The 12631-nt window shown below is 33.0% G+C and carries 10 protein-coding genes; 9 read left to right on the top strand and 1 reads right to left on the bottom strand.

All coding sequences use genetic code 11. From position 1 onward, the window contains the following. Position 1: 1 nt before the first annotated feature. From SHI72_RS05590 to SHI72_RS05575, 4 genes are read left to right on the top strand one after another with little or no spacing between them, the layout of a single operon-like run. Positions 2–889, top strand: a complete 888-nt coding sequence (locus tag SHI72_RS05590) for a phosphatidate cytidylyltransferase (RefSeq protein WP_323489309.1) — start codon at positions 2–4, stop codon at positions 887–889. Then, a complete protein-coding gene (locus SHI72_RS05585) occupies positions 879–1532 on the top strand; it encodes a phosphatidylserine decarboxylase family protein (RefSeq protein ID WP_035622898.1) in 654 nt (217 codons plus the stop codon). Before SHI72_RS05590 ends, SHI72_RS05585 begins: the two co-directional genes overlap by 11 nt. Further along, positions 1532–1801: an acyl-CoA-binding protein gene (locus SHI72_RS05580; protein ID WP_035622896.1), complete on the top strand. Its 270-nt coding sequence runs from the start codon at positions 1532–1534 to the stop codon at positions 1799–1801. The genes SHI72_RS05585 and SHI72_RS05580 overlap by 1 nt, the downstream gene beginning before the upstream one ends. 7 nt (positions 1802–1808) lie before the next feature. Further along, complete coding sequence (locus SHI72_RS05575; RefSeq protein WP_323489308.1) at positions 1809–2600, top strand: superoxide dismutase; 792 nt, start codon at positions 1809–1811, stop codon at positions 2598–2600. Positions 2601–2659: 59 nt separating this feature from the next. Here the strand turns inward: SHI72_RS05575 and SHI72_RS05570 are convergent, their stop codons facing one another. Further along, complete coding sequence (locus tag SHI72_RS05570; RefSeq protein ID WP_323489307.1) at positions 2660–4531, bottom strand: alpha-amylase family glycosyl hydrolase; 1872 nt, start codon at positions 4529–4531, stop codon at positions 2660–2662. Between the two features lie 837 nt (positions 4532–5368). On the opposite strand from SHI72_RS05570, the gene SHI72_RS05565 reads away from it, so the two are divergent. The 5 genes from SHI72_RS05565 to SHI72_RS05545 all read left to right on the top strand — a co-directional run bounded on the left by SHI72_RS05565 (position 5369) and on the right by SHI72_RS05545 (position 12488). Beyond that, positions 5369–6970 (top strand): OstA-like protein, encoded by a 1602-nt coding sequence (locus tag SHI72_RS05565; protein ID WP_323489632.1) that lies wholly within the window; start codon positions 5369–5371, stop codon positions 6968–6970. A 149-nt stretch (positions 6971–7119) separates the two neighbouring features. Continuing rightward, positions 7120–8313, top strand: a complete 1194-nt coding sequence (locus tag SHI72_RS05560; RefSeq protein ID WP_323489306.1) for an aspartate aminotransferase family protein — start codon at positions 7120–7122, stop codon at positions 8311–8313. A 266-nt stretch (positions 8314–8579) separates the two neighbouring features. Continuing rightward, positions 8580–9977 (top strand): tetratricopeptide repeat protein, encoded by a 1398-nt coding sequence (locus tag SHI72_RS05555; RefSeq protein WP_035625864.1) that lies wholly within the window; start codon positions 8580–8582, stop codon positions 9975–9977. Then, positions 9977–10726, top strand: a complete 750-nt coding sequence (gene aroE, locus SHI72_RS05550) for a shikimate dehydrogenase (RefSeq protein WP_323489305.1) — start codon at positions 9977–9979, stop codon at positions 10724–10726. The genes SHI72_RS05555 and aroE overlap by 1 nt, the downstream gene beginning before the upstream one ends. Positions 10727–11084: 358 nt before the next feature. Continuing rightward, a complete protein-coding gene (locus tag SHI72_RS05545) occupies positions 11085–12488 on the top strand; it encodes a glycoside hydrolase family 1 protein (protein WP_323489304.1) in 1404 nt (467 codons plus the stop codon). Positions 12489–12631 lie beyond the last annotated feature (143 nt).

Raw genomic sequence — 12631 nt, 5'->3', positions numbered from 1 at the left:
GATGAATGAAACCCTCAAGAGAGCTCTATCTGGTGCCGTTTATATAGTATTACTACTAACGTCTATCCTATATTCAACGGAAAGTTTTATTATACTTTTCGGTGTTTTTCTAATTATTGCAACTTACGAGTTTTGTAATCTGGCTCACATTAATAAAATATTCTCCATTTTATTTGTTTTCATTTTTTACTCAACCATTTCCTTAATAAGTTTTTACAAAAGTGAAACTGAAAACTACATTAATAAATTTTTAAAAGACGATATTAAATTCACCATTAATATAGATCAATTAAATACGGCATTACTAGTAATTACTTTACTTATATCTATAAAATGTATTGTTTTTTTATTTGATGATACACAATCTATAAGCAGAGCATCAAAATACATTTACTTATTAGGATACATTACATTGCCTTTTATTTTTATTACAAAAATTTCATTTGGAGTAAAAGATTATAATCCAAAAATCATTATCGGATTATTTATTCTTATATGGACAAATGACACCTTTGCCTACTTGGTAGGTAAATCGATGGGAAAACATAAATTATTTGAACGTATTTCGCCAAAAAAAACCATCGAAGGTTTTCTTGGTGGAGTTGTTTTTGCCTGTTTTGCAGGTTATTTAATTTCAAAATTATATATCAAGCCTAACCCTAATTTTAGTGAAATGTCTATTTTAATATGGACAATCATCGCTTTAATAGTTGGTGTTTTTGGTACTATCGGCGATTTAATTGAATCAAAATTTAAAAGAATAGCCGGAGTTAAAGATAGCGGAACAATAATGCCTGGACACGGAGGCGTTCTAGATCGATTAGATAGTGTTATATTTGTAGCACCAATTGTATTTTTATTTTACCAAATTTTAAATTATGTTTCATAAAGAAGGAACCCAATCCATTTTATTAGGCACTATATTCGTTAGTGTTGTACTTTTGTTAACTGATCATTTTATTGATATCAATTGGCTTAAATTATTGATTCAGATTAGTGCTTTATTATTGTTAATCATAATATTGCAATTTTTCAGAAATCCAAAAAGAACAGTTATCAAAGACATCAATCAGATTCTTGCTCCTGTAGATGGTAAAGTTGTTGTAATTGAAGAAGTTTACGAAGGTGAATATTTTAAAGACAAACGCTTACAAATTTCAATTTTCATGTCGCCTATTAATGTACACGTTACTCGTTATGCATTAGACGGAATTGTAAAATTTAGTAAATACCACCCTGGTAAATTTTTGGTTGCTTGGCACCCAAAAGCAAGTGAAGAAAACGAAAGAACAACTGTTGTAATCGAAAATAAGACTTTTGGAGAAGTTTTATACAGACAAATTGCAGGTGCATTAGCGCGCCGAATTGTGAATTATGCACAAGAAGGAATGCAAGTTGTACAAGGAACTGATGCAGGTTTTATTAAATTTGGTTCAAGAGTAGATATTTTCTTACCTTTGGGAACGCCAATTAATGTAGTATTAGACCAAAAAGCAATTGGGGGTAAAACCATTATTGCTACAAAAGGGTAATGACTGAAAAAGATTTAGATACACGATTTTTAGATGCTGTCGAAATTGCTTCCAAAATGACACAAGCCTCACTGCCACAAGATGTGCAATTGAGGCTGTATGCTTTTTATAAACAAGCAACTTTTGGTACTGCAAAATATGGCCAATCTGAAAATTTTGACTTAAGAAATGCCTTTAAAACAAATGCATGGATTCAAATTAGTCACTTAAGTGTTGATGAAGCCAAAGAAAATTATATAGAAATCATTAATTCACTAATAACAAAATAGATATTTTATGAAAAAATATAGTATTCGATTTTCGTTTTTTATCTTGATTTCACTTACGATTCTTTCTTGTAATGATAATAATAAACTAACCGAAGTAGTCGAAGTTCCTCTACCATCTAAAGATGAAAAAATAATAATTGGGAGTCCAGATGAAGTTAAAGCAAATCCAGGAGCTTTTCAACTAGAAAAACTTCCGTACGCCTATAACGCATTAGCTCCAAATATTAGATCATTAACGCTAGAAACACATTATTCAAAACATTACTTAACCTATACTAACAACTTAAATAAAGCTATTGCCAATACTGATTATGTAAATATGACGATTGAGCAAATTTTAGGTAAGTTAGACTTAAATGATGCTAAGCTTCGTAATAACGCTGGTGGATATTATAATCATTCCCTTTATTGGAAATGTATGACTCCTAAACCAGAAGCTGAGCAAGCTACAGATACTCTTGCTGGTGCAATGAATAAAGAATTTGGCTCATATAATAATTTTAAAAATTTATTTAAAGCCGAAGCAACAAAACAATTCGGATCAGGATGGGTTTGGCTAGTTGTAGATAAAGCTGGGAAATTACAGATTACAACAACCGAAAATCAAGATAATCCTTTAATGAAAAATGCCGTAATTTCTGGAACTCCAATTCTAGCTCTGGATTTATGGGAACATGCTTATTATCTGGATTACCAAAACAGAAAAAATAGTTATGTAGATGCTTTCTTTAATATCATCAATTGGGAAAGGATAAACGAAAATTATAAAACTGCTCTAACCAAGGTTAGAAAAGTCTAAAAAAAAGCTGATACATTTTGTATCAGCTTTTTTTTTGGTCAAACATAAAAACTACCAACCTACTTTACCTCATAAATAAACGATTCAGATGGCGCTATTTTAATTTTAGCACTTCCTTCACCATTGCTTACCTTTAGTTTTATTTTATTCTGTAAATACAATTGATCTGTAGCCGTATATTCACCATCCCTTAAATTCCATTTAGCAATAACATCCGCAGGAATTTTCAATTCAAATTCACTGGTTTTATCAGCAGAGAAATTAACAACAACAATTAGTTTTTGATTATTAGACCAACGCACGTAAGAATAAATACCAGTATCATATCCTGTAGTATTCTTGCGATTTACAGATTGAATTTCCTGAAAACTTCCCATCAAAGCCGAACTCTTTAAAGAGAAATTCAGTAATCGTTTATAAAAATCTCTCAAATCCTTCTCCGATTGTGTAAGTTGACCGCCATCAAATTTACCATTATTCATCCATCGCTGATGATTTGGTACCCCAATATAATCAAAAATCGAAGTTCTCGAAGCTTTTCCGAAACCCGCATTTTCGTTTCCAGGCTCCCCTACTTCTTGCCCAAAATAAACCATCGTTGGCGAAGTGCTTATTGTTGTAAAAACCACCATCAAAGGTTTTCCTTTTTCTGGAGTTCCGGCAAATTCAGAACTAGCCAAACGTTGCTCGTCATGATTATCTAAAAAATGCAACATATTATGCTCAATATCCACCATATTATGCTGAATAACCGAAAGTTCATCTGGAGATGATTTCCCTCTTATAATATCTTTTAGTTTATCATACGTTTCAACTTTATCATATAAATAATCCATTTTCCCCAAATGAATGTAATTGCGATATTCCTTAGGATTATATACCTCTGCCAATAAGAACGCATTAGGATTCTTAACCTTAATAGCCGAGTTCATATAACTCCAGAATTCGTACGGAACCATTTCGGCCATATCAAAACGGAAACCATCAACGCCCTTATCAGTCCAATACAAAGCGATAGATTTAAATTTCTTCCAAGAATCAGGAACATCTTTATCCTTCCAGAAATTATAGTGTTCTTGATATGATTTTTTATCAAAACCAGTAGGAAGTTCAGGAAAATCTTTAGAACCATCAGGACGAATTCCATAATTTACTTTAACCGTTTCGTACCAATCATTTTGATCAGGTTTAGCCTTACGAGAACCATTTCCTGTCCATTTTGCAGGATTTTCATCAAATTTACCATCTACAAGCGGGTTTTTCTCTCCATTTAACGGAACATCATTATCAGGAATTTGAAACGGAGTATTCGGTATATAATAAAAATTATTATCACGTTTGTATTCCACCGTAACATCATCATTGGCTCCAAAATCTTTTACACCAGATGGATTATTTTTTCCTTCATATTTTCTGGCAATATGATTAGGAACAATATCAATAATCACTTTTAAACCTGCTTTATGCGTACGTGCAACCAAAGCTTCAAATTCTTGCAAGCGATTAGCAGGATTTACTGCCAAATCAGGATTTACATTATAATAATCTTTTACAGCGTATGGAGATCCCGCTCTTCCTTTTATCACTTCGGGATCATCATTAGAAATTCCGAATGCGGTATAATCACGAACCAACGCATGATGAGGAACACCCGTGTACCAAATATAAGTAACACCTAAATCTTTAATTTCGTGTAGCGCTTTGTCAGTAAAATCGTTAAACTTCCCTACTCCATTTTCTTCAATAGTTCCCCAAGGTTTATTTGTCGTGTTAGTATTTCCAAACAAACGGGTGAAAACCTGATACACAACAACTTTATTTTCAGAAACGGCTTCTTTCTTGTCCGTATTCTGTCTTATGTCATTTGTTTTACATGCCGTAACTAATACCATTGCGGTAATACCAGCCACAATAACGCGTGCTTTTATCATATTTTTATAATGTGCTTATATTAATTTTTAGGCCAAAATGCATTAACCAATTTTTAAATTTAATCTATTTTTTAAAGCATAAAATCCTAGAATAAAATTTAACTAAAAAAAGGGTTTCACTACTAACACTACAACGTGTTAGTAAATCTATTTGTTGATAACTTAAACTTTTTATTAAAGGTGCAAAGGTTCATAGCCACAAAGGTTCAAAGGATTGAAACTTTACTCCCGACGCTTCGGGATTGCGTAAACAATTATTTTGCTATTAATTTTTACCACAGATTAAAATGATTAAACAGATTAAAAGCTTTTTTTACCATTAAGAAATTAAGAAAAGTTAAGTTTAATCCTTAATAAAACTTAATACCTTAATGGTTAAACTTTTTATACCACAGATTAAAAAATCTGTTTTTATCCGTGTTTTCGCTTAAGCAAATCTGTTTTATCCGCGTTCCTTTCCCCCACAGATTAAATGATTAAATAGATTCAAATCTTTGCGAACCTTGCGTAAATCTTTTCGCCCTTTGCGGTTAAACTTTTTCTGCCACAGATTAAAAAATCCGTTTTTATCCGCGTTTTCGCTTAGGCGAATCTGTTTTATCCGCGTTCTTTTCCCCCACAAACTAAAGAATTAAACAAAATCAACCCAATTCGAGTAAATTCGTGCAATTCATGGCAAAAAAAGTTTAGCCTTATCAAATAATATCAGTTATAAATAAATCCTAATATCTGTTAAGGTTGTTTCCTTTTTCATAAATTTGACAAAAATTTAATCAATTGAAGAAATCACTCTTTTTCATATATAGCTGCTTGCTAATTTTAAGTGTTAATTTAGGAATGGCACAAGCTCCAAAAATTATTAACATCGAGCATTCTGACTTTGTCGACAGAAATGAAATCGAAATGCCAGGCGCCATTTTACTTACCGGAAACGTAAAAGTAAATCACGATGGTGTGGTTTTAACCTGTAATAAAGCTTATTTATTTCAAGGAGAAAATTACCTAAAAGCCTTTGGAAATGTACAAATAGTACAAGGTGACACCTTATTCTTAAATAGTAAATACGCAGAATATAGCGGAAATTCTAAAAAAGCATTTGCAACTGGAAATGCCGTTATGAGTTCACCAGATGCAACATTACAAACCGACACTATTAATTTTGACCGAAATGTTCAGGAAGTATTCTATAATTCCAAAGGAACAATCATCAATAAAGAAAACACACTCGAAAGTAAATCGGGAAGATATTACGTAGCACAAAAAAAGTTTGTGTTCCTAACCGCAGTTACGGTAACCAATCCTAAATGCGTTATAAAATCAAACCATCTAGATTATTATAGTAATTCTGGACATTCCTATCTATTTGGTCCATCTACAATTACCAGTAAAACCGATTATATCTATACCGAAAAAGGGTTTTATGACACCAAAAGGAATCTGGCACATTTTCTCCGGAAATCATACATCCGTTATGATACCCGCTTGATAGAAGGTGATAGTTTGTATTACGACCGAAATAAAGATTTTGCATCGGCAACCAGAAATGTAAAAATTACCGACTCTATAAATCGCGGAATCGTAAAAGGACATTATGCCGAAATATACAAACAAAAAGATTCCATGTTTGTAACCAAAAGAGCCGTTGCGATAAACTTTGTCGAAAATGATTCTGTTTACATCCACGGAAAAAAACTGATGATTACAGGAAAAGAAGGAGATCGTATTATACGAGCTTTCAATAATGTTCGCTTTTTTAAAACAGACATGAGCGGAAAATGCGATTCCATACATTCTAATAGCAGAACAGCTTTAACAAAACTAATAGGAAACCCAATACTCTGGAACGGAGAAAGTCAGATAACAGGTGATGTCATGCACCTTATTGGCGATAATAACACCAAGAAACTAGACTCGCTCAAAGTCCTCAATAACACGTTTATAATCTCCAAGGATACCATAGGAACCGGCTATAATCAAGTCAAGGGACTAAACTTATTCGGGAAATTTAGAGACGGGAAGTTACACGATGTCGATGTTATAAAAAATACCGAAGTCGTTTACTATATGCGTAATGATGCCAATGAACTCATAGGAATCAATAAAAACGTAAGTAGCAAAATCAATCTTATTTTAGAAAACAATGCTATCGAAACCATTACATTCTTTAATCAAGTCGATGGAGATATATTCCCCGAAGCCGAATTACCCGAAAATGCTCGAAAACTACGAGGCATGGTTTGGCGAGGAGACGAAAAGATAAAGTCCAAAGACGATATTTTCACAAAAGAAGATAATGAAGAAAACGACAAATTAGTCCAAGAAGGAAAAGACGAAAATGCCAAAGAAAATGTTCCTATGAAAGTTAGGAAAGAAACACTCGATTACGACAAAAAGAAACCAGCAACAAAGTCAGCTAAAACAACTAAAGCAAAGAAGTAGTATATACTCTCAATTTTTAGTATACAGTCGCAGTGACAGTTTTCAATCACAGTTTTTAGTAACAGCAACCACAACAGTTGACAACTTTAAACTAGAAAAAACCTTAGCACCTTAGAACCTTTGCCTCTTTGAACCTTAAAAGAAAAAAAATGAATCCCGATTTTATAAAATACCAAGCACAAACATCACCATATCCATTAGGAATGGAAGTTTCGCACGCCATAGGATCCTACATATACGACACCAATAATAAAAAATATTTAGACTTCGTAGCAGGCGTTTCAGCCTGTACACTTGGCCACCAGCATCCAAGAGTAAATCAAGCTATAAAAGACCAACTAGACAAATATTCGCACGTAATGGTTTACGGAGAATATTCGCAAAGTCCAGCCGTAGAGTATTGCAAACTCATGGCTTCCCTCCTTCCCGAATCACTAAATAAAACCTATTTAGTAAACTCAGGAACCGAAGCAATTGAAGGCGCATTAAAACTAGCTAGGAGAACAACAGGACGTAGCCAATTAATATCATGTCATAACGCTTACCATGGTAACACAATGGGATCAATGAGTGTTATGGGATTCGAAGAGCGCAAACAAGCCTTTAGACCCTTAATTCCCGATGTAGACTTTATTACGTTTAATAACGAAGAAGATTTACAAAAAATAACCACCAAAACGGCAGGAATAATACTCGAAACAATACAAGGAGGAGCGGGATTTATAGAGCCACATGATAACTTTCTTCAAAAAGTACGCAAACGTTGCGACGAAGTTGGAGCCATGATGATAGTCGACGAAATTCAGCCAGGATTTGGTCGAACAGGAAAACTTTTTGGTTTTCAAAATTACGATGTCGTACCCGATATCGTAGTTATGGGAAAAGGAATGGGAGGCGGAATGCCAGTAGGCGCATTTACAGCATCAGCAGAAAAAATGGACCTACTTACCGAAAACCCAAAACTCGGACACATAACCACTTTTGGAGGACACCCTGTCATTGCGTCAGCCTGCTTGGCAACTTTGAAAGAAATTACTGAAACAAACCTAATGCCCGAAACATTAGAAAAAGAAAAACTCATCAGAACACTTTTGGTACATCCTTTGATTAAGGAAGTTAGAGGAAGAGGATTAATGCTTGCTGCCATGACAGAGAGTGCTGATATAACTAACGAAGTTATTTTAACCTGTCAGGACAGAGGGCTCATTTTATTCTGGTTGCTGTTTGAAGGATGTGCAGTACGTATTACACCTCCGTTAACAATTTCTGAAGAAGAAATAAGAGAAGGTTGTGCCATCATCCTAAATGTAATGGATGAAATTTTAAACAAACAGAATAATTAGGAGCTATTTCCAGCTATCCGCTTTATCTTTTGTTTTTTGGCAGCAAAAAACAAAAGGATATCGCTTTTATCTGGGCTAAAGCATATCGTTGACAACAGAATATTTAGGAATTTAAATACATTCAGTTTTATAAAAACTCACCTAAAAACTGATCGCAGGTACTGCAAATATTGTTAATTAAATTGTTCACAACAATTCCTTCTTTCCCCACATAACAAAAACATGTTGCCTAATTTTATAATAGGCTAATATCAAAAAAATAAAGTATGCAATTAAGCAACGAAGAAGAAGATTATAACCTATCCCTATCCAAATTTGAGTCCATGTTAAAAACTAACAAAGTACTCTTTTTTGATTCAGAAGAATTTGAAGAGATTATCCTTCATTATCTGGACATAGGCAAGGCTAATTTAGCAAAAAAAGCCTTAAAACTAGCACTAGATCAACATCCAAAATCTACAGGCTTAAAACTAGTACAAGTAGAGATGCTGGTGTATGATGACAAACTCGAAATAGCCGAAAAGCTTTTGAACGAGTTGTATGCAATCGAACCTAACAACGAAGAAATTTACATCCAGAAAGCAAACATCTATTCTAAAAGAGATCAACACGAAAAAGCAGTCGAATTACTTAAAATTGCTTTAGAATATACAGATGATTTTGCCGACGTGTACAATTTAATCGGTATGGAGTATCTTTTTATGGACAATCTTGAAATGGCCAAAGATAGCTTTATCAAATGTCTAGAAGAAGATTTAGAAGACCAATCGGCCTTATACAACGTAGTGTATTGCTTTGAATTTTTAGATCAAAATCAAGAAGCAATCACCTATTTAAATCAATACATAAACAAAAACCCTTATAGTGAAATTGCCTGGCATCAGCTAGGACGCTTACATTATGGCGTAAAAGAATATGAAAGCGCAATCCGTGCTTTTGATTACGCAACCCTAATCGACGATGAGTTTCTTGGAGCTTTTATGGAAAGAGCCAAAGCCTACGAACGTTTAAAACAATATGCCGAAGCAATAGAAAGCTACAACCGCACCATCGAACTAGATGATGCAACATCGTACGCTCTATTAAGAATAGGAAAATGTTACGAAAAACTAGGCAATAAAGCTTTAGCATTAAAGTATTACAATAAAACCGTTCATGAAGATCCACTTTTAGACAAAGGATGGATTGCCATAACCGATTTTTATGTACGTCAAAAAAACTTTCAAAAAGCATTGTTCTTTGTCAATAAAGCACTAGCAATCGACAATCAAAACCGTTTGTATTGGAAACGTTATGCGATGATAAACAAACAAATGAACTTTTTTGAAGAAGCAGAATTTGGTTACCGAAAAGCAGTCGAATTTGGCGATTATGCACTTGACACTTGGTTATTTTGGGTAGATATTCTTCAGTTCTTGGGCGAATTCGAAAGCGCAATTCAAACATTATTGCAAGCAACCGAATATTTCCCTGAAGAAAATGAAATCGAATACCGTTTGGCAGGATTGTATTTTATGGTACAAGACAATACCAAAGCCAAATTTCACTTAAGCAATGGATTACGATTAAACTTTGACAATTATATTTTAATCGAAGACCTATTCCCAGTGGTTTGGACTAAAAAAATGGTACAAAATTATATTACAAAACATAAAAAACAATAATGATTCATACTTTAAAAAGGCGTTTTGGCTTATTAGGAAAAAATATTAGTTACTCTTTTTCAAAAGGTTATTTTACCGAAAAATTCAACGACGAACATTTTAAAGGATGTAGTTATGAGAATTTTGATATTCCGGAAATTAACTATTTTACAGGATTAATAAAAAACAATCCCGATTTAAAAGGATTGAATGTAACTATTCCTTACAAAGAACAAATACTACCTTTTTTAGATAAATTATCAAAAAAAGCCACATTAATCGGTGCTGTAAATACTGTAAAATTTACCAAAAACGGAAAATTAAAAGGATACAACACCGATTACTATGGCTTTAAAAAATCATTAAAACCCTTATTGCAACCACACCACAAAAAAGCATTGATTTTGGGTACAGGTGGCGCATCCAAAGGTGTTGCTTATGCATTAGACGAATTAGGTATATTATACACATTTGTTTCTCGCGAAGCCAAAGAAAATATCATAGATTATAATTTAATCAATGCAACAACTTTTGATAATTATCAAATTATAATCAATAGTACACCAGTTGGTACAAGCCCAAATATTGAAGCTTGTCCAGTAATTCCGTACGAGTTTTTCACAAAAAAACACATCGCTTACGATTTAATCTATAATCCCGAAGAAACTACATTTCTTAAAAAAGCAAAAGAAAACGGAGCCGTAATAAAAAACGGATACGATATGCTTATTTTTCAGGCTGAAAAAGCGTGGAAGATTTGGAATAAATAGAAATTTTCTAAAAACAATATCTCAAAGACTACAATTACAGAATTGTGGTCTTTTTTGTTTACGACTATTTCACGAATAATAGAACACGGATGACGTTTATTTGAACGCGGATGATGCCGATTTGCAAAAGCAAAAACGCAGATTAAAATGGATTTTTAAAAAGTTATAAATGAAATCCGTTTTAATCTGCGTCTTCGCCTAAGCGAATCTGTTTAATCCGCGTTCCTTTTTTCTAGACAACAGTAAAACATAACAACACATCCATTAATTGTCGTTTTTTAATACTAACATAACACCATAAAATAATCACTTAACCTTAATACTCTAGCTTTGTTTCAGTTAAATAGATAAATAAAGTATGAATATATTTTTCAAAGTACTCGTTGTAATAGCAATACTATATCTTCTTATAATTATTTATCTTTCTATAAAATATCCCGTCATAAGTTGGGATTGGACCAAGAGAAACACCAATGATATAAACTTTCCTAAAGACTTTCATTGGGGAACAGCGACAGCCGCACATCAAGTCGAAGGCGGACATACAAATAGTAATTGGTCATGGTGGGAAAATCAGAAAAATAAAGATGGGAAACCTCGCATAGATAATGGTGACAAAGCCGGACTTGCAACAGATCATTGGAACTTATATCCCAAAGATATCGAACTCATGCAAGAACTAGGCGTTAACTCCTATCGCTTTTCTTTATCATGGAGCAAAATAAACCCCAAAGAAGGCGAATTTGATAAAAAAGCAATTCAGCACTATTCAGATGTAATTGATAGCTTATTGGCCAAGAAAATCATTCCTAACATCACTTTACACCATTTTGAAGAACCACTTTGGTTCATGAATAAAGGAGGATTTGAAAAAAAAGAAAACATCCCCTATTATTTATTATTTTCCAATACCGTTTTTAAAAAATACAGTAATCGAGTTACCTTCTGGACAACCTTTAATGAAATTAATGTGTACACCAATTTGGCATTTATGTCGGATATATTTCCTCCAGGCAAGAAGAATTCTAAAATTGCCGGACAAGTTCTAAAAAACATCTTAATTGCACATACACAAGCTTACAAAATACTGAAAGCCTTACCAAATGGTAAAGAATCACAAATAGGAATTGTAAAAGACATTTTCTTTTTTGAACCTAAAAATAGATGGAATCTCCTCGATTGGATTGGAGCTTTAGTTGCCAATGACAATTTTAATAATTCCTCATTAAACTTTTTTGAAACTGGAAAATATCATTTTGGCGTTCCGTTTGAAGCCAATGTAAATTATATTGATAAAGATGCTCCCAATACAATCGACTTTATGGGACTTAATTACTATTCGCATTATGCAACAACTTTCAAGTTTATAGAACACGAAAAAATGTTCTCGCCAGTAGCAGGCGAAGAAATGACCGATATGGATTATACCGTTTATCCCGAAGGAATTTACAGAGCCATAAAACGAATATCACAAATCAAGAAACCAATCATTATTACCGAAACAGGTATTGCAGACGCTAAAGATGATAGAAGAAGTTTATTTATAGAAAGAGAATTATATGCCATATCCGAAGCTATAAAAGATGGTTATGATGTAAGAGGATACTATTATTGGTCACTAATCGATAATTTTGAATGGAGTTTAGGATATGACAAAAAATTTGGATTATACGCAGTAAATCTAGAAACACAAGAAAGGAAATTAAAAAATGGAGGTAAAACTTATCAGACAATTGTAAAACATTTTTCGAACATAAAATAGCTCAAAAAACAACTTTAGATAAAAAAATTCAAAAAATTTTAAATATTCTACACTAATCACAATCTCTTTTATCCCCTCAAAAACAACCCATTAGTAAGAATTTTAAACATAAACACACTATAAATAAGGGATTTATTTTGTAG

This window comes from Flavobacterium sp. PL02 (assembly GCF_035013205.1).
Lineage (GTDB): Bacteria > Bacteroidota > Bacteroidia > Flavobacteriales > Flavobacteriaceae > Flavobacterium.
The sequence above is the reverse complement of the archived record's forward strand: the minus strand, read 5'-3'. Positions and strand labels throughout refer to the sequence as shown.

Coding starts and splice junctions, on each gene's coding strand:
- SHI72_RS05580 (WP_035622896.1), top strand. CDS start 1,532: ATGACTGAAAAAGATTTAGATACACGATTTTTAGATGCTGTCGAAATT.
- SHI72_RS05575 (WP_323489308.1), top strand. CDS start 1,809: ATGAAAAAATATAGTATTCGATTTTCGTTTTTTATCTTGATTTCACTT.
- SHI72_RS05585 (WP_035622898.1), top strand. CDS start 879: ATGTTTCATAAAGAAGGAACCCAATCCATTTTATTAGGCACTATATTC.
- SHI72_RS05555 (WP_035625864.1), top strand. CDS start 8,580: ATGCAATTAAGCAACGAAGAAGAAGATTATAACCTATCCCTATCCAAA.
- SHI72_RS05565 (WP_323489632.1), top strand. CDS start 5,369: ATGGCACAAGCTCCAAAAATTATTAACATCGAGCATTCTGACTTTGTC.
- SHI72_RS05545 (WP_323489304.1), top strand. CDS start 11,085: ATGAATATATTTTTCAAAGTACTCGTTGTAATAGCAATACTATATCTT.
- SHI72_RS05560 (WP_323489306.1), top strand. CDS start 7,120: ATGAATCCCGATTTTATAAAATACCAAGCACAAACATCACCATATCCA.
- SHI72_RS05570 (WP_323489307.1), bottom strand. CDS start 4,531: ATGATAAAAGCACGCGTTATTGTGGCTGGTATTACCGCAATGGTATTA.
- SHI72_RS05590 (WP_323489309.1), top strand. CDS start 2: ATGAATGAAACCCTCAAGAGAGCTCTATCTGGTGCCGTTTATATAGTA.
- aroE (WP_323489305.1), top strand. CDS start 9,977: ATGATTCATACTTTAAAAAGGCGTTTTGGCTTATTAGGAAAAAATATT.